Genomic DNA, 16,823 nt, shown 5'->3' with positions numbered 1-16,823 from the left:
GGGCGGCCGTCAACGGACGGTCGCCGCCTCGATGAATTCATTGGTCTCGGGCGAGGGCTGCGGATCAAGGGCGCGTACCGGGACGATCAGGTTGGTGTATTCGTCTATCAGCCGGTTCAGGGCTTCCGGTGGCTCGCTGGCCTGGAACTGCATGCGGATCTGCACTTCGTCAGGGTCACGGCTTTCGCCCTGACGGCCTTGGCCACCGATGGTGACCTTGAAGCTCGCAGTCTTGCTCTCGCTCGCTGTCCGCAGAGCCTGTTGCGCTTCGGTCCCTTTGACCCGTACCGACAGGTCGACCTGCATGCGCTCCAGGGCCAGGCCCTTGGGCGACACCAGTGCAAACAGGGGGACGCGCATGATGTGCTTCCCATCCATGGCCACCTCGACCATCTTGGCTTTCATGGGGGCGCCCAGGGCGTCGCTGTCGCACTCGAAGAACTGGTCGAACAGGTTGATGTACTGTTGTGCAATCAGGCTGTTGGTGGCGCTGGCGGCTTCTTGCAGGCCGCGGGTGATCTCACGCAGGTCGATGGAGGTCATCGGGGCAGGGGGGGTGTTCAAGGGCTCGCCTCCTCAGGCCAGGTGGTGCCCCCTGATGCTGGCCAGGGGGCTGTTTTACGGCGCAGGGGGCGTTTCAAGGGGCAGGTGTGCCGGCATTGGCAGCAGGGTCTTTTAAGGTGTCGGCCTGGGAGATTTCGTCCGGGCTTTCCAGGGTGGCGGTCTTGGTCACGGTCGGTTTGGTCGCCGCATCGGTCAGGAACTCGATCACCCTCATCATGGCTTCAGGTGGCTCCTGGCGCTTCATCGTCGTATTGAAGGCGTAGCGGGCGCGGGTATCGGTCTTGCGTGTCTGGGCGGATTTGTGGCTGACGCTGCCCTTCACGTTCAGTTTGAATGGGCCCCAGCCCAGTGAGCCGGTCACCTCTGCACCCATTTCCGTGCTAGAGGTGTCTTCCGACATCTGATTGATGATCAGCTCGAATTCGACATTGCCTTCATCGATGGAGATGTTCGGGTGTGTGATGGCCGCCAGCAGCGGCACCTTCATGGTCTTGCTGACCACACCCTTGTATTCACCCTGTTCGTCGACGATGGTCTCGTCGTAGTCGAACTGGATGGCCACGGCCTTGCCGTCCTGCACACACACCTGCATCAGGAAGTCGGCGTACGACTTGCTGGCGGTAACCTGTGCCTGGACCATGGCCTGCAGGGGGCCTGCGATCATGCGATCCATGGGCAAGGCGTTGATCACGGACCCGATGAGGCTGTTGTCTATCGACATGTCTGTTTGCTCTTTGTGTTGAGGGGAAAGGTGGCCACCCTTGGCGGCCTAGGTACTGGCCGTCAGCGAGCGCAAGTTTCCTGGCGACGGATGTTGCCGATCTGGCGCAGGCTCAGGCCGTACTTGTTGGCCAGCAGGCTGCGTGAAAGGCCATTGGCGCTTTCCTTCTGGATCTGCTGGTTGCGCAGCTGGCGCAGGAAGTGGTCAGCCTTGGGGATCTCCAGGGCTACTCCGGCAAAGCGCTTGATCAGTGCGTCGAGCGCGTCGGCCGGCAGCACGTCGGCCAGCTTGGTCCGCTCGCGGTACTTGGGGATGTACTTGGGCCTGCCGCCGTAGGCGCAGGTCAACTGGTAGGCGTTGTCGATGCCGATACAGTCGACCAGGGCCTGCAGCGAGTGGGGCAGTTGGCTGATATCGATGAGGCTCAAGTCTGGTAATTCCATATGGCGCTCCTTCGGGATGGGGAATGTGCGACCCGATCACCAGCGGCGTTATGTCGACGGTGTGAGCAAATTCTGTGTGACAGCCCCGGCGCGTCGCTAGGCGACATATGGGTTGCAGTTTGTAGCCTCGGTGAACAGGGGTTGCAGGCAGCGATGTCCTGCGTTGTAGGACATGTCTTCACGATGTGGCTGTGGCTGTTGATTTCCCATCAGGGCGCTCCGCTCGTCCAGTGATGGGGCGGGGTACCCTCAGTTACAGGGGTAGCTGCTCAGCAGGCTGGCGCTGCGCAGGTAGGCCTGAGGGGCGTCGAGCATGCCTTGTGGCAGCGTCCGCCAGTCGACCAGCAGGCACAAGGCATGCAATGGCTGCCCGCCGCGCTGCCCGATCACCGTGCCGGAAAAGCTGCGACGGTACAGCGCCTGGGTCTGGTGCAGCGCCTGCACATGATCGGCTTGGGCCAAGGTCTGCCGGGCCAGTTCGGGCAACTGGGCCATGGGAGCACTGAAATACACCGGCGCACCGTGTGCCTGCAGGTAGCCGGCCTGACGCACGCGTTGCCACAGTTGTTGCCACTGGCTGGCGCCGGCATGGCGCTCCAGGTCACGGCCAAGCTCAAGCAGTTGCGCCGTGGTCACCTCGCGGGTGTCCAGCGCGTGAAGGGAAAACGGGGTCAGAATCAGGGACGCGAACAGCAGGGGTTTGTACATGATGCCTCCGGCATGGGTGCTTGGAGCCCCATGCTTTCAGGCAGTCGCCACCCTACCCAGCAGGAAATGCAGCGCCGGGCCCTATGGGCGTTGTATCATTGCCACGGCTCGTTGCGAGCCATTTGCCCCTGATGTTGCAAGGAACTTTCGATGACACACGTGCAGCGCCTCAAATATTCCCTTTTGATCATCCTGGTGGTACTGGGCCTGATGCTGGGCCTGTCCCACCTGCAGAAGCAGGGCACGATCAGTGAGCAGACCTTCCAGATGCTGGCCATCGCCATCGCCGTGGTGGTCGTGGTAATCAACGGCATTTTGCGGCGCAAGGTCAAACCCTGATGCCTGCCGGCCGGCCAGGTGTGGCCGGCCATGCGCTCAGCGCGAAGATGCCTGCTCCAGTACGGCGCGCGCCTGGGGGTTGAGGCTGTAGCACTTGTCATTGCCCAATTCGATGACCCCTTCGGTGCACAGCCGCTTGAGCACTTCACGCACGCTGAGGAACGAAAGCGGAATATCCAGCTGTGCCAGTTGCGCGTGCACGCCGCGTACGCCAATGCTGCGGCCATTGCGGTCGGCAGCGTGCAGGGCGTCGATCACCTTGAGCCTGATCAGGCTGGTGCGCAGGCCGAAAGTGCGCAGCAGCTCGCGGATCTGTTCGTTGCCGATGCGTTCTTCAGAAAAAGCGTCCTGTCCGTTGGGCGCTTTGCCTGGGACGCGCCCAGCCTGGGTCGAGGGTTGCGGGTTGTACATGTGAATGCTCCTTTTCGTGGACTAACCCGAAATGTGGTTGCCTCACTAACTAGGACGAATGAGAACGCAAAAACTGCAACCCACTCTTGAAAAAATATGCCTGTACCTCTTCAAGACGTTCCATCGCCTTGTAATACGTAAAATTTTCATCTGCACATTCGTCTGATCGGGATAGACCCCGAATCCCAGGAGTGCCCGTGTTTCCAGTTTCTCGTCCCATGACTTGCGCAGGCCTGGCCGCTGCACTGGTGGCCTTCAGCGTTGCCGTACAAGCGCAGCCCGCCGCCGATGCCAGTGCGCAGATCCGTCGAACCAGTTACGGGGTGCCGCATATCGTGGCCAAGGATGAGCGCGGCCTGGGCTATGGCGTCGGCTATGCCTACGCCCAGGACAACCTGTGCCTGCTGGCCAACGAGGTGTTGACGGTGAGCGGTGAGCGCTCACGCCATTTCGGTGCCAAGGGCAAGACCCTGGAGCAGCGTGACAACCTCGCCAGCGACGTGTTCTTTACTTGGCTCAACAGCCCAGGGGCGGTCGATGCGTTCCTGCAGGCGCAACCGGCGCAGGTGCAGGCACTGCTGGCGGGTTATGCCAGCGGCTACAACCGGGCGCTGGCCGAGCGTCGGCGCGTAGGCTTGCCCGCCGAATGTGGCAACGGTGAGTGGCTGCGGCCGATCACCAGCCAGGACCTGGTCAAGCTGACCCGCCGGCTATTGGCCGAGGGTGGCGTCGGGCAGTTCGTCGAGGCGCTGGCGGGTGCGCAACCACCGGCGCAGGCCAGCCGGCAGACCTCGGCAGGCTTCGCCACAGCGCTGGCGCGGCAAGAGCGCTTTGCCACGGAGCGCGGCAGCAATGCGGTGGCCGTAGGGGCGCAGCGTTCGTTCAATGGCCGCGGCTTGTTGCTGGCCAACCCGCACTTCCCGTGGATGGGCGGCATGCGTTTCTATCAGATGCAGCTGACCATCCCCGGTCAGCTCGATGTGATGGGCGCGGCATTGCCGGGCCTGCCAGTGGTCAATATCGGTTTCAACAGGCATCTGGCCTGGACGCACACCGTTGATACCTCCAAGCACTTCACCCTGTACCGCCTTCAGCTAGACCCCAAGGACCCGACCCGTTACCTGCTGGATGGCAAGTCGCTGCCATTGGCCCGGCAAACCATCAGCGTCGCCGTCAAGGCCGAGGATGGCAGCCTCAGCCATGTGGAGCGGCAGGTCTACAGTTCGCAATTCGGCCCGGTGGTGCAATGGCCCGGGCGCCTGGATTGGGATGCGCATGCGGCCTACAGCTTGCGTGACGCCAACCTGGACAACACCCGGGTGTTGCAGCAGTGGTACCAGATCAACCGTGCCGACAGCCTGGCAGCGTTGAAAGGCTCGGTCGAACAGTTGCAAGGCATCCCCTGGGTCAACACCCTGGCCGTGGACCAGGGTGGTCGTGCTTTGTACCTTAACCAATCGGTGGTGCCGTATGTCGACAAGCAACTGCTGGCCGCTTGCAGCAACCCGCAGGCACAAGGGCGCTTGGTGGTGCTGGATGGGTCGCGTAGCGCGTGTCAGTGGAAGGTTGACGCGCAAGCTGCGCAACCGGGTATCTTCCCGGCGCGACTGCTGCCGAGCCTTGAGCGCCAGGATTTCGTGCAGAACTCCAACGACCCGGCCTGGATGGCCAACCCGGCGCAGCCGCTGACCGGATACTCACCCCTGGTCAGCCGCACTGACCAGCCGCTGGGCATGCGCGGCCGCTTTGCCCTGCAGCGTCTGCAGGGCACGGCAAGGCTGGGCGTTGATGACCTGCAGCGCATGGTGACCGACGACGAGGTCTACCTGGCCAGCCTGGTGCTGCCAGACCTGCTGCAATGGTGCGAGGGCGCAGGCGCAGATGTACAGGCCGTGTGCAGCAGCCTGGCTGCCTGGAATGGCAAGGCCGACCTCGACAGTGGTATTGGCCTGGTGCATTTCCAGAACCTGTTCGATGCCCTGGCCGAGCACCCGGAAAGCTGGCGGGTGGCCTTTGACCCGGCCGACCCGCAGCACACGCCGCGTGGTTTGGCGGTGGAGCAGGCGGCCGTGCGCAAGCTGGTTCATGCTGCGGCACTGGCGTCGCTCAAGCAGGTGAACGACAGCGGCGTAGCCGGGGAGGCGCTTTGGGGGCAGGTGCAGCAGGCGCTCGACGGCACACCGGTACCGGGTGGCCCGCAGGCGCTGGGGGTGTACAACGCGATGTACAGTGTGCCGCACGGGCAGGGTAAGCGGCTGGTGGTCAGCGGTACCAGCTACCTGCAACTGGTCAGCTTCACCGACAAGGGGCCAGAGGCTCGTGGGTTGTTGGCGTCCTCCCAGTCGAGCGAAGCGGCTTCAGCGCATGCCAGTGACCAGACCAAAGCGTTTGCTGCCAAGCAACTTGCGGTGATTCCGTTTACAGAGGCACAGATCAAGGCAGACCCGGCGTATCGGGAAGTGGTAATCAGTGAGCGGGACAAAGGGGCAGTGGCGCAACAGTAGGGCTTTCTGCTGCGGCTGCAATCTTGCAGGAGCGGCCTTGTGCCGCGAAAGGGCTGCGGAGCAGCCCCAGCATTTCGGTGCTTATGCTGAGATCTGGGGCCGCTGTGCGGCCCTTTCGCGGCGCAAGGCCGCTCCTGCATGGGGCAGGCAATGCCCGTCAGGAAAACTCGAAAGGCGCCAGCTGAAACCCTTGCTCATCTACCTGCAAGGCCCAGCCGCGGCGGTCCCAGTCACCCAGCACGATGCGCCGTGCCGGCTGCCCATCGACCACCAGCTTGTGTATCGCCGGTCGGTGGGTATGGCCATGCACCAGCGTGCGCACGCCATGCGCCGCCATCACCTTGGGTACTTCTTCAGGCGTGACGTCGACAATCTCGGTGGACTTCATCCGCGTTTGTGTGCGGCTTTCGCTGCGCAGCTTGCGCGCCAGCTTGTAGCGGGCCGACAGCGGCAGGTGCCGCAACACCCACAGGCTCAGCGGGTTGCGCAGCAAACGGCGCATCTTCATGTAGCCCAGGTCACGGGTGCACAAGGTGTCGCCATGCATCAGCAGCACCTGCTCACCGCCCAGTTCGATCACGCTGGGGTCGCTCAACAGCGTGCAACCTGCAGCGTCGCAAAACGCTTGGCCAATGAGAAAGTCACGGTTGCCATGCATCAGGAAGATGGCCGTACCGCTGTCGCTCAGCCGGCGCATGGCCTGGCAGATCGACTGCTGGAAAGGGGTCATGGCATCATCGCCGATCCAGGCTTCGAAAAAGTCGCCCAGGATGTACAGCGCATTGGCGTGGCGGGCACGGCCGTCGAGCAGATCAAGAAACGCCCGGGAAATGTCCGGGCGCTCCTCTTGCAAATGCAGATCGGAGATCAGCAGTATCACCCAATGATCTCGGCTTTCACGATGATCACGTCTTCTTTTGGGACGTCCTGGTGGCCGGACTTGGAACCGGTGGCGACCTTCTCGATGGCATCAACCACTTCACGGCCTTCGATCACTTCGCCGAATACTGCGTAGCCCCAGCCTTGTACGTTCTTGCCGCTGTGGTTGAGGAAGTCGTTGTCCGAGGCATTGATGAAGAACTGCGCCGAAGCAGAGTGCGGCTCCATGGTGCGGGCCATGGCGATGGTGTACTTGGCGTTTTTCAGGCCGTTGTCAGCTTCGTTCTGGATGCTGGCACGCTTGTCACGCTTTTCGTTCATGCCTGGCTCGAAACCGCCGCCCTGAATCATGAAGCCCTTGATCACGCGGTGGAACACGGTGTTGGTGTAGTGGCCTGCGTTGACGTATTCGATGAAGTTGGCCACGGTAATCGGGGCTTTTTCAGCGTTCAGTTCAATGACGATGTCGCCGTGGTTGGTGGTCAGTTTGACTTTGGACATGCTGAAACTCGCTTTTTCAAGGCAATCGGGAATTAGGGTGCGCAGGGCGCCGGTTATCACCTGACGCATGTTCAGGCGATCACGACACATGGCGCGCACTGGCCATTTTGCCAGGCTTGGGCAAAAAGCCGTGATAAATCACGCCAGTTTGTCCGGGCCCGACTGTCAGCAGCTTGACTGCTTCGGCTATGATAGGCCCTTTGATTCAATCGGCCTACCCAGGCCGGACACGTGCATTCAAGGATCCTATGAGCAAGCCCACTGCCGACAACGCGCCCAACGCCGCTGCCAAAGGCGCCCCCGCTGTCCCTGCGAACTTCCTGCGGCCGATCATCCAGGCCGACCTGGACTCGGGCAAGCACAGCAGCATCGTTACCCGCTTCCCGCCGGAGCCTAACGGCTACCTGCACATCGGCCATGCCAAGTCGATCTGCGTCAACTTCGGCCTGGCCAAGGAATTCGGGGGCGTCTGCCACCTGCGTTTCGATGACACCAACCCGGCCAAGGAAGACCAGGAATACATCGACGCCATTCAAAGCGACGTCAAATGGCTGGGCTTCGACTGGGCCGGCGACGTGCGTTATGCGTCCAGCTACTTCGACCAGTTGCACGACTGGGCGGTCGAACTGATCAAGCGTGGCAAGGCCTATGTCTGCGACCTGACCCCTGATCAAGCCAAGGAATACCGCGGCAACCTCAAGGAGCCGGGCAAGAACAGCCCGTTCCGCGAGCGTAGCGTGGAAGAAAACCTCGACCTGTTCGCCCGCATGAAGGCCGGCGAGTTCAAGGACGGCGAGTGCGTGCTGCGGGCCAAGATCGACATGGCCTCGCCAAACATGAACCTGCGCGACCCGATCCTGTACCGCATCCGCCATGCCCACCATCACCAGACCGGTGACAAATGGTGCATCTACCCCAACTATGACTTTACCCACGGCCAGTCGGACGCTATCGAGGGCATCACCCACTCGATCTGCACCCTGGAGTTCGAAGGGCATCGTCCGCTGTACGAGTGGTTCCTCGACAACCTGCCGGTGCCTGCACACCCGCGCCAGTACGAGTTCAGCCGCCTGAACCTGAACTACACCATCACGTCCAAGCGCAAACTCAAGCAGCTGGTTGACGAAAAGCACGTCGACGCCTGGGACGACCCGCGCATGTCGACCCTGTCCGGTTTCCGTCGCCGTGGCTACACCCCGGCGTCGATCCGCAACTTCTGCGAGATGATCGGCACCAACCGCTCCGATGGAGTGGTCGACATGTCGATGCTCGAGTTCAGCATCCGTGACGACCTGGACCGCACCGCACCGCGCGCCATGTGCGTGCTGCGCCCGCTGAAAGTGGTCATCACCAACTACCCGGAAGGCCAGGTGGAGCAGCTTGAGCTGCCGCGCCACCCTAAGGAAGACATGGGCGTGCGTGTGCTGCCATTCGCACGCGAGCTGTACATCGACCGCGATGACTTCATGGAAGAACCGCCCAAGGGCTACAAGCGCCTGGAGCCGGCCGGTGAAGTGCGCCTGCGTGGCAGCTACGTGATTCGCGCCGACGAGGCTATCAAGGACGCCGACGGCAATATCGTCGAACTGCGTTGCTCGTACGACCCGGACACCCTGGGCAAGAACCCTGAAGGCCGCAAGGTCAAGGGCGTGATCCATTGGGTACCGGCCGAGGGCAGCGTCGAGTGCGAAGTGCGCCTGTACGACCGCCTGTTCCGCTCGCCGAACCCGGAAAAGACCGAAGAGGGCGGCAGCTTCCTGGACAACATCAACCCTGGCTCGCTGCAAGTGCTAAGCGGTTGCCGAGCCGAGCCGTCGCTGGCCCAGGCGCAGCCCGAGGACCGCTTCCAGTTCGAGCGCGAAGGCTACTTCTGCGCCGACCTGAAAGACAGCCAGCCGGGCCGCCCGGTGTTCAACCGCACTGTCACCCTGCGTGACTCCTGGGGCAGCTGAGGAAACGCCGTGCTTACCATTTACAACACCCTGAGCAAAGCGAAGGAAACCTTCAAGCCGCTGGATGGCAACAAGGTGCGCATGTACGTGTGCGGCATGACCGTGTACGACTACTGCCACCTGGGCCATGGCCGCAGCATGGTGGCCTTCGACCTGGTCACCCGCTGGCTGCGCAAGAGCGGCTACGAGCTGACGTATGTGCGCAACATCACCGACATCGATGACAAGATCATCAACCGGGCCAACGAGAACGGCGAAAGCTTCGAGGCCTTGACCGCCCGCATGATCGACGCGATGCACGAAGACGAGCGCCGCCTGAACATCCTGCCGCCAGACCAGGAGCCGCGTGCCACCGACCATATCGCCGGCATGCACGCGATGATCCAGACGCTGATCGACAAGGGGTACGCCTACGCCCCGGGCAATGGCGACGTGTACTACCGCGTCGGCAAGTTCGTCGGCTACGGCAAGCTGTCGCGCAAGAAGATCGAAGACTTGCGCATCGGTGCGCGCATCGAGGTCGATGAAGCCAAGCAGGATCCGCTGGACTTCGTGCTGTGGAAAGGCGTCAAGCCGGGCGAGCCGAGCTGGGAATCGCCATGGGGCCCGGGCCGTCCGGGCTGGCACATCGAGTGCTCGGTGATGTCCACCTGCTGCCTGGGTGAGAGCTTCGATATTCACGGCGGCGGCAGCGACCTGGAGTTCCCGCACCACGAGAACGAGATTGCCCAGAGCGAGGCTGCCACTGGCAAGCAGTACGCCAACGCCTGGATGCACTGCGGCATGATCCGGATCAACGGCGAGAAGATGTCGAAGTCGTTGAACAACTTCTTCACCATCCGCGATGTGCTCGAGAAGTACCACCCAGAAGTGGTGCGCTACCTGCTGGTGGCCAGCCACTACCGCAGCGCGATCAACTACTCCGAAGACAGCCTGCGCGACGCCAAGGGCGCGCTTGAGCGCTTCTACCATGCCCTGCGCGGCTTGCCACGGGTGGCGGCCAAGGGCGGCGAAGCGTTTGTCGAGCGGTTCAGCGTGGCGATGAACGACGACTTCGGTACCCCCGAAGCCTGCGCCGTATTGTTTGACCTGGTGCGTGAGATCAACCGCCTGCGCGACAGCGACCCGCAAGCTGCTGCCGGCCTGGCTGGCCGCCTGCGTGAGCTGGGTGAGGTGCTGGGTGTACTGCAGCTGGAGGCCGATGAGTTCCTGCGTGCCGGTGCCGAAGGCAAGGTCGATGCTGCCGAGGTGGAAGGCCTGATTCAGGCACGCCTGCAGGCGCGTGCGGACAAGAACTGGGCCGAGTCGGACCGCATTCGCGACCAGTTGACTGCAATGGGTGTGGTGCTGGAAGACAGCAAGGGCGCGACTACCTGGCGTCTGGCTGACTAATCAGTGCAAATTGGGCTGCTTTGCAGCCCATTCGCAGCAAACGGTGGTCGCAATCAAATCAATCTGAACCCTTAGCGCCATTCGTGACCCAACCCATTACATGCCAAATGGGAGAGCGCTCATGGAAATCGGAACGATCTGGATCATCATCGCAGCCTTGGTCATCCTGCTGGAAATCTGGGCCATCTGGCACATCATCGGCAGCGATCGGCGCGCCGAGCGCAAGATGCTGTGGGTCGTATTCGTCGTCTACGCACCATTCCCGGGGTTGTTGTTCTGGGCCTGGCGCGGGCCGCGGGCGGTGAAGGGCAGGGCAGTACTGCAGGAGAAATGACCGCGCCAGCGTCAGGCGTGGGGCGCGCCCCTGCGCTTGACCTCGAGTTAACTTCAGGTCTGATACTGCCCCGCTCTTCCAACCGAGCGAGGGCTTGTCATGACCCAATCAACCGCATTCCAGCTTGGCAACCCTGAGGGCCTGTACGACCCCAGCGGCAATGCCTATTCTCATATCGCCGAAGTGCGCGCGGGCAGCCGCCTGCTGTTCATCGCTGGCCAGGGCGGGGAGGACAGCACCGGGCAGTTGTCGCCATTATTTGCCGAACAGGCCCGTCAGGCACTGGCAAACCTTGAGCTGGCGCTGGCGTCCAAAGGCGCCAGCCTGGCCCAGGTGTTCAAGCTGACCCTGCTGATTGTGGAGCATTCCGAAGCGCGGCTGCGCCAATGGGTGGCCGAAGCCGACAGGGCATGGGGCCCGCACATGAAACCTACTTGCACGCTGATCCCGGTACCCCGCCTGGCGCTGGATGGCATGCTGGTGGAAATCGATGCTGTGGCAGCGCTTTAGCGCTTGATGATGCTGTGGTGGCGTCTTGGAAGCACTTTGTTGTATATCGGTACCGGCATGGCCGCGATAACAACAATATTCCCTCAGAGGTGACCACACCATGAGCACCGGCACCACCACGCTTGCCGACCGCAATGCCAAGGCCTGGGTCTGGCCTGCACTCTTCAGCCTGATAGCCTTCGCCGCCAACTCGGTGTTCTGTCGGCTGGCGCTGAAGGACGGGGCCATCGACCCGGCTTCGTTCACTGTGGTGCGCCTGGCCAGTGGTGCTTTATTTCTGCTGTTGTTGATCCGCCTGCGCAAACCGGTGCTGGCCATGGGTGGCAGTTGGCGTGGCGGCCTGGCCCTGTTCCTCTACGCCTTTTTGTTCTCTGCTGCATACCTGCAGCTGGGCGCAGGTGCGGGAGCATTGCTGCTGTTCGGTGCAGTGCAGATCACCATGTTCGGGTTTGCCTGGTACAAAGGTGAACGCATCACTGCACGCACGCTGCTGGGCATGTTGATCGCCTTTGCCGGCCTGCTGGTACTGTTGTTGCCGGGTGCAGCGGCGCCACCCTTGGCCAGTGCCTTGCTGATGGCCCTGTCTGGTGTGGCCTGGGGCGTGTACACGTTGCTGGGCAGAGGCTCGCCCAGGCCGCTGGCCGATACTGCCGGCAATTTTGCCCGTAGCCTGCCTTGCCTGGCGCTGCTGCTACCGATTCTGTTGCTGGGCGCTGGCCCGCACCTCACACCGCTGGGCTTGCTATATGCCTTGGGCTCCGGCGTGCTGGCCTCTGGCGCGGGCTACGCCGTGTGGTATGGCGTGGTCAGGCAGGTAAGTGCGCAACAGGCAGCAACCCTGCAGCTAAGTGTGCCGGTAATCGCCGCACTGGGCGGCGTTGTCCTGATTGGCGAGCCATTGTCGTTGCGCTTGCTGATCGCGTGCGTAGTGGTGCTGGGCGGTATTGCACTGGCACTGGCGCCACGGCGCTAGAAGAAACTGCGCTGCGCCTTTAGCGTGACCACGCTGTCGCAATAGGTGTTGATCCCCGAATACGCATCGCAACCGCCGCCAGCGAGGCTGGAGTTGCTGTAGATCAGGTTCAAGTCGATGCCAAGCCAGGGCCGTGACAGCTCCAGCGACCAGTCGGAAAAGGCATTCACCTGGCTGCCGTCGCCAATGGTGAACGGCGTGCCCAGGCGATGGTGGGCAAGCTTGACGGTGAGGTCGACATCGAACAGGGGCAATTGGCCAAAGTCGGCGAACAGGGTGCCGGTGCGGTTGCCGGGGTTGTCGCGCAGCGCGCCGCCGAAGCGGTTGCCCAACAGCGAGATGCCACCGTACAGGGCATAGCTGTCGGGGCCTGCGATAGTCGGCTGGCTGTAATGGATCAACCCCACTTCATAGCCCAGGCTGCGGTCGAATTGGTGCTTGTAGCCCAGGTAGCTGTCCAGGCGCAGGGTCGAGTTGGGGGTGACGCCCATGCTTGGGGCGTACTGGCCCAGGTACCAGCCGCTGGGGTGGCTGAAGTCGAGGCCACCGTGGAATGCGCCGACGGCACTGGGTGAGATAAGGCCTTGGGCCATGCTGCGCGAGGGTGTGGTGCCGAGGGTGAAGTCGAAGTCGCCCAGTTCGCGTTTTATCTGCTGGGCCAGCAGCACCGGGCTGAATAGCAATGCAGCACTCAGCAACAGAAGGGGCCTGGTCATGGTCTCCGTCCTGGAAGGCTTGCGGTTGAGCGGTAGAGCATACCTGCGCAGGTGCAAGGAGGGAACCGTTACCTGCCCCACTCAGCCTTTGGTGGAACGGTCTGCGTCGGCGGTTTCGGTCACCACGGGCAGGTTGCCGGCCCGTTGTATCACCCGGCGTTGCTGCTCGTAGTCGTCCAGCGACAGGCCGCGGCGCTGCAACGCTTCCAGTTGCAGTTGGCGGGTTTCTTCAGCGCTGTAGGTGCGCAGTTCAGGGTGGTTGGCACAGCCAGCCAGTACGGCAATGCTGGTAGCGGCCAGGGCAGTGAGGAAAAGGCGGGCCTTGGTGTTCATCGAGCAGCTCCGGAATGCAGGGGATTCGCCAGGTTCGAATCGATGGAGCTAGGTTATTAAGCCTGCGCGATCAGTAGAAATTGCCTTGTTCGATAGTCACTATTGACGCAAGCATCAGTGCTAAGAGTTTGCGCTCCCGCATCTGGCCAAACGCATCGCCATTGCTACCCTTAACCCACGCCATCTGACCTGTTGGGGATAACCGATGCGCATGCCATTGTTTGCTTTGCTGTCGGCGCTGATGTGCCTGAACGCGGCGCCCGGCCTGGCGCTGGCGCAAGACGTACCAGCCCCCGACCCAGCCCCGCAAGCCGACACGGTCGCGGCCAAGACCCCGGTGTTCACGCAAGAGCAGCTGGACCAGATGCTGGCGCCGGTTGCCTTGTACCCCGACCCGCTGCTGGCTCAGGTATTGATGGCCGCCACTTACCCGGGACAGGTGAGCGAAGCTGTCACCTGGTCCAAGGCCAACCCCAAGGCGTCGGGCGATGATGCAGTCAAACAGGTCGCGAAGCAGCCGTGGGACCCGAGCGTACAAGCGCTGGTAGCCTTCCCACAGCTGCTGGCGACCTTGGGCCAGGACCCGGCGTGGGTGCAGCGCCTGGGTGATGCGTTCCTGGCGCAGCCCGACGATGTCATGGGCGCGGTACAGCGCTTGCGTCACCAGGCACAGGCTGCCGGCAACCTGCAAAGCAACCAGTACCAGAACGTGACCGTGCAGGCCGCCCCGGCAACACAGGCTTCCAGCAGTGCCCCATCCACCATCATCATCCAGCCTGCCGAGCCGCAAGTGGTGTACGTGCCCAGTTACAACCCCACCACCACCTATGGTACTTGGGCCTACCCGGCCTCGCCGCCCGTTTACTACCCACCGCCGCCGATGTACTACGCCGGTTCCGCGCTGGTGGCCGGCCTGGCCTTCGGTACCGGCGTGGCGGTCGTCGCCTCGTTGTGGGGCGACTGCGACTGGGGCCACAACGACATCGACATCGACGTCAACCGATACAACAACATCAACGCCAACAACCGCATCACCAACAACCAGAACAAATGGCAGCACAATGCCGCCAACCGCGAAGGGGTGCCTTACCGCGATGCCCGCAGCCGCCAGCAGTATGGCCGCCAACTGGACGGCGCCACCCAACGCACTGCTTTCCGTGGCGACGACGCCCAGCGGGCGCAGGCTCGGGACAAGGCCCGGGCCTCGATGGACCGCGCGGGTATGGAACGGCCGGCCACCGACAACCGCCAGGCACGCCAGCAAATGCGCGAGGCGCAGGCGGGTAATTCGGTGGGCAACCGCATGCAATCCCGTGGCGACACTGCCAGAGCAACCGACCGTCGCCAGGAAACACGCAATACCCAAGGCCGGCAGGTGGCACAGAACCGGCCGGCCAACAGCGCCGGCCGGGCGCGTAACAATGCCTTTGATGGCGTACGTTCGCCGTCACGCACCAACCTGCAGGCCAACCGCGGTCGTACCAGCCAGTCGTTTGCCCAGCGGCCCAATGCATCACGTGCCGCCGGCCACCCGATCTCCCGGCCCAGTGCGCCAGTGCGCCGTGGCGGAGGAGGCCGTCGATGAAACGTCCAGTATTTGCAGCAATGCTGCTTGCTACAGGCTTGGCATGGGCTTCCCTGGCGGCTGCACAGGAGGCATTCCCGACGCCGGAGAAGGCCGTGGAGTCCTTCATTGCGGCGCTGGGCACGGAAAAGGCCGATGAAACCCGCCTGGCCCAGTTGCTGGGTGATGACTGGCGCACCTACATACCGCGTGGCGGTGTGCAACGCAGCGACGTGGACACCTTTTTGCAGCAGTATCACGCGCAGCACAGTATCGACAGGGCAGGCGAGGGCAAGGCTATCCTGGCGGTGGGCAACGCCCACTGGACCTTGCCCATACCGTTGACCCAAAGCAGCCAGGGCTGGCGCTTCGACCTCAAGGCCGGCAGCGCCGAAATCCGCGCCCGGCGCATCGGGCGCAACGAGCTGGGCGTGCTGCAGTCGCTACTGGCCTATCACGATGCGCAAATGGAATACGCCACCCAGGACCACAACGGCAACGGTGCGCTGGAGTACGCGCAGAAGATTTTCAGCGAGCCCGGCAAGCATGACGGGCTGTATTGGGATGACGACGGCGATGGCCAGGTCAGCCCGCTGGGGCCGCTGTTCGGCCAAGATGTGGTTGGCGATGACTGGTATGGCTACCATTTCCGCATCCTTGACGGACAAGGCCCATCCGCCCCCGGTGGCGCCTACAGCTACCTGATCGGCAGCCAGATGAGCCGTGGTTTCGCCATGGTCGCCTGGCCGGCCAGGTACAACGACACCGGTGTGATGAGTTTCATGATCAGCCATGACGGCCAGGTGTTCGAGAAAGACCTCGGGCCACATGGCGACAGGCTGGCCAAGGAGATGAAACGCTTTGATCCGGATGACAGCTGGAAGGTAGTGGATGTGGCGGCAGGGGATTGAGCCCGACAATCACTGCAATCGCGCCGCCCTGACTTCTCGCGCCGTGCACCCGTAGTGCTGGCGAAACGCCCGGGTGAATTGCGCCTGGTCGGTAAAACCCCAACGGAACGCCAACTCGCCGATGGCCAGGTGGCAATGCGGGTCGCGCAGTTGTCGGTGCACGGCTTCCAGGCGCTGTTGGCGTACCCACTCGCCAAGGGTATAGGGCGTGATCGCGAACAGCTTGTGCAGGTAGCGCAATGACAGCCCGCAGGCGCTGGCGATGGTTTGTGGCGACAGTTCGGGGTCGCCCAGATGTTGCTGCACATACTGCTCGACCCGTGTCAGGTGAAGGGTGCTGAGGTTATTGCCTTCGCTGCCCAGTACTCGCTCATCCTGTTGCAGGGCCAGCAGCAGCGTGGCCGAAGCCTGTTCCAGCAGTAGGTGCCGGGCAGCGGCCGGGCTGGCGTCGAAATGGCGGGCGCACAGGTCCAGTTGCTCTACAAAGATGCGCCCCAGGCCCTGGCTGGCATCGAAGCAATGCCGGGTATAGCGCTTGTGCCCGAGCAGGTTGGCCTTGAGTGCCCGCTCGGGCAGCTTGAGCACCCACAGGTCGTTCTGCGTGCCGTAATGGAAGCGGTAAGGCGCATCGCCGCGCTCGACGATGAACCCGCCCGGGCTGCAACTGAGCGGATGGCCGTCCTGTTCGAAGTGTACTTCGCTGCTGCGCGGCACCGTGACCAGGTAGAACGCCTCATGGTCCTGGCCAACGTGCGCCTTGCTGCGCGAGTAGCCCAGCGGGCTGGAGCGCAGGCGTGAAAGGCTGAGTGGCGTGCTGGGCGTGCTCCAGCGCTGCAGGTGGCCATCGAATGGCTGCTCGCTGGCAAACTCCAGGCTCAACGGGAAATAGGTGTCACTGATGGCTTCGGCCCAGCGCGCCTGGCGCTCCGGCTGTGCCCAGCCGTGGGTCGAGATTTCTGTGGGCATGGTGGGTCCTTTTTCAAAGAGGGCAGCATTGAAAAAAGGAACTGCAGGCAAGCTACTCAAGCAGCTCTTGTTATTGTGCAAGCCGCCCGGCAGCGCAAGGTT

At 62.7% G+C, this 16,823-nt stretch carries 19 protein-coding genes; 9 read left to right on the top strand and 10 right to left on the bottom strand.

Annotation, left to right across the window (positions count from 1 at the left end; genetic code table 11):
* Nucleotides 1-9: 9 nt before the first annotated feature.
* The 4 genes from N805_RS09410 to N805_RS09395 form a co-directional block, all read right to left on the bottom strand.
* Nucleotides 10-564 (bottom strand): DUF2589 domain-containing protein, encoded by a 555-nt coding sequence (locus N805_RS09410; protein ID WP_155412682.1) that lies wholly within the window; start codon nucleotides 562-564, stop codon nucleotides 10-12.
* A 73-nt stretch (nucleotides 565-637) separates the two neighbouring features.
* The gene (locus N805_RS09405) at nucleotides 638-1,285 is read right to left on the bottom strand and encodes a DUF2589 domain-containing protein (protein ID WP_028613807.1); all 648 of its coding nucleotides are present in this window, start codon (nucleotides 1,283-1,285) and stop codon (nucleotides 638-640) included.
* A 62-nt stretch (nucleotides 1,286-1,347) separates the two neighbouring features.
* Nucleotides 1,348-1,728 (bottom strand): Mor transcription activator family protein, encoded by a 381-nt coding sequence (locus N805_RS09400; protein ID WP_028613808.1) that lies wholly within the window; start codon nucleotides 1,726-1,728, stop codon nucleotides 1,348-1,350.
* A 249-nt stretch (nucleotides 1,729-1,977) separates the two neighbouring features.
* The gene (locus N805_RS09395) at nucleotides 1,978-2,436 is read right to left on the bottom strand and encodes a hypothetical protein (RefSeq protein WP_028613809.1); all 459 of its coding nucleotides are present in this window, start codon (nucleotides 2,434-2,436) and stop codon (nucleotides 1,978-1,980) included.
* 150 nt (nucleotides 2,437-2,586) lie between these two features.
* Between N805_RS09395 and N805_RS09390 the strand changes: the two genes are divergently transcribed.
* Nucleotides 2,587-2,775, top strand: coding sequence for a hypothetical protein (locus N805_RS09390; RefSeq protein ID WP_003248064.1), 189 nt, complete (start codon nucleotides 2,587-2,589; stop codon nucleotides 2,773-2,775).
* A 36-nt stretch (nucleotides 2,776-2,811) separates the two neighbouring features.
* Here N805_RS09390 and N805_RS09385 read toward each other — a convergent pair whose 3' ends face one another.
* Nucleotides 2,812-3,186, bottom strand: coding sequence for a fe2+ zn2+ uptake regulation protein (locus N805_RS09385; RefSeq protein ID WP_028613810.1), 375 nt, complete (start codon nucleotides 3,184-3,186; stop codon nucleotides 2,812-2,814).
* Nucleotides 3,187-3,383: 197 nt separating this feature from the next.
* Here N805_RS09385 and N805_RS09380 point away from each other — a divergent pair, with 197 nt between their 5' ends.
* Nucleotides 3,384-5,690 carry an acylase gene (locus N805_RS09380; RefSeq protein ID WP_028613811.1) on the top strand — a complete coding sequence of 769 codons (2,307 nt, stop codon included), beginning with the start codon at nucleotides 3,384-3,386 and terminating at the stop codon, nucleotides 5,688-5,690.
* 157 nt (nucleotides 5,691-5,847) lie between these two features.
* Here the strand turns inward: N805_RS09380 and N805_RS09375 are convergent, their stop codons facing one another.
* Both N805_RS09375 and N805_RS09370 read right to left on the bottom strand, forming a co-directional pair.
* Nucleotides 5,848-6,570, bottom strand: coding sequence for a UDP-2,3-diacylglucosamine diphosphatase (locus tag N805_RS09375; protein ID WP_028613812.1), 723 nt, complete (start codon nucleotides 6,568-6,570; stop codon nucleotides 5,848-5,850).
* The gene (locus tag N805_RS09370; protein WP_028613813.1) at nucleotides 6,567-7,070 is read right to left on the bottom strand and encodes a peptidylprolyl isomerase; all 504 of its coding nucleotides are present in this window, start codon (nucleotides 7,068-7,070) and stop codon (nucleotides 6,567-6,569) included. Before N805_RS09370 ends, N805_RS09375 begins: the two co-directional genes overlap by 4 nt.
* Nucleotides 7,071-7,318: 248 nt before the next feature.
* Between N805_RS09370 and N805_RS09365 the strand changes: the two genes are divergently transcribed.
* The 5 genes from N805_RS09365 (at nucleotide 7,319) to N805_RS09345 (ending at nucleotide 12,231) form a co-directional block, all read left to right on the top strand.
* Nucleotides 7,319-9,022 (top strand): glutamine--tRNA ligase/YqeY domain fusion protein, encoded by a 1,704-nt coding sequence (locus tag N805_RS09365; RefSeq protein WP_028613814.1) that lies wholly within the window; start codon nucleotides 7,319-7,321, stop codon nucleotides 9,020-9,022.
* Between the two features lie 9 nt (nucleotides 9,023-9,031).
* Nucleotides 9,032-10,414 (top strand): cysteine--tRNA ligase, encoded by a 1,383-nt coding sequence (gene cysS / locus N805_RS09360; RefSeq protein WP_028613815.1) that lies wholly within the window; start codon nucleotides 9,032-9,034, stop codon nucleotides 10,412-10,414.
* A 121-nt stretch (nucleotides 10,415-10,535) separates the two neighbouring features.
* A complete protein-coding gene (locus N805_RS09355; protein ID WP_028613816.1) occupies nucleotides 10,536-10,748 on the top strand; it encodes a PLDc N-terminal domain-containing protein in 213 nt (70 codons plus the stop codon).
* Nucleotides 10,749-10,847: 99 nt separating this feature from the next.
* Nucleotides 10,848-11,258 (top strand): RidA family protein, encoded by a 411-nt coding sequence (locus N805_RS09350; protein ID WP_028613817.1) that lies wholly within the window; start codon nucleotides 10,848-10,850, stop codon nucleotides 11,256-11,258.
* Nucleotides 11,259-11,358: 100 nt separating this feature from the next.
* Nucleotides 11,359-12,231, top strand: a complete 873-nt coding sequence (locus N805_RS09345; RefSeq protein WP_028613818.1) for a DMT family transporter — start codon at nucleotides 11,359-11,361, stop codon at nucleotides 12,229-12,231.
* Here N805_RS09345 and N805_RS09340 read toward each other — a convergent pair.
* Both N805_RS09340 and N805_RS09335 read right to left on the bottom strand, forming a co-directional pair.
* The gene (locus N805_RS09340) at nucleotides 12,228-12,947 is read right to left on the bottom strand and encodes a TorF family putative porin (protein ID WP_028613819.1); all 720 of its coding nucleotides are present in this window, start codon (nucleotides 12,945-12,947) and stop codon (nucleotides 12,228-12,230) included. The genes N805_RS09345 and N805_RS09340 overlap by 4 nt on opposite strands.
* Nucleotides 12,948-13,028: 81 nt before the next feature.
* The gene (locus N805_RS09335) at nucleotides 13,029-13,280 is read right to left on the bottom strand and encodes a hypothetical protein (protein WP_028613820.1); all 252 of its coding nucleotides are present in this window, start codon (nucleotides 13,278-13,280) and stop codon (nucleotides 13,029-13,031) included.
* 205 nt (nucleotides 13,281-13,485) lie between these two features.
* Between N805_RS09335 and N805_RS09330 the strand changes: the two genes are divergently transcribed.
* Together N805_RS09330 and N805_RS09325 are read left to right on the top strand one after the other, a co-directional pair.
* Nucleotides 13,486-14,865, top strand: a complete 1,380-nt coding sequence (locus N805_RS09330; protein WP_028613821.1) for a DUF3300 domain-containing protein — start codon at nucleotides 13,486-13,488, stop codon at nucleotides 14,863-14,865.
* The gene (locus N805_RS09325; protein ID WP_028613822.1) at nucleotides 14,862-15,755 is read left to right on the top strand and encodes a DUF2950 domain-containing protein; all 894 of its coding nucleotides are present in this window, start codon (nucleotides 14,862-14,864) and stop codon (nucleotides 15,753-15,755) included. The genes N805_RS09330 and N805_RS09325 overlap by 4 nt, the downstream gene beginning before the upstream one ends.
* 9 nt (nucleotides 15,756-15,764) lie before the next feature.
* On the opposite strand, the gene N805_RS09320 is transcribed toward N805_RS09325, so the two are convergent.
* Entirely contained in the window at nucleotides 15,765-16,721 is a 957-nt protein-coding gene (locus N805_RS09320) for a helix-turn-helix domain-containing protein (protein WP_028613823.1), read from the bottom strand.
* Nucleotides 16,722-16,823 lie beyond the last annotated feature (102 nt).

Source organism: Pseudomonas putida S13.1.2 (assembly GCF_000498395.2).
GTDB classification, from domain to species: domain Bacteria; phylum Pseudomonadota; class Gammaproteobacteria; order Pseudomonadales; family Pseudomonadaceae; genus Aquipseudomonas; species Aquipseudomonas putida_Q.
This window is presented reverse-complemented; position numbering and strand designations above follow the sequence as displayed.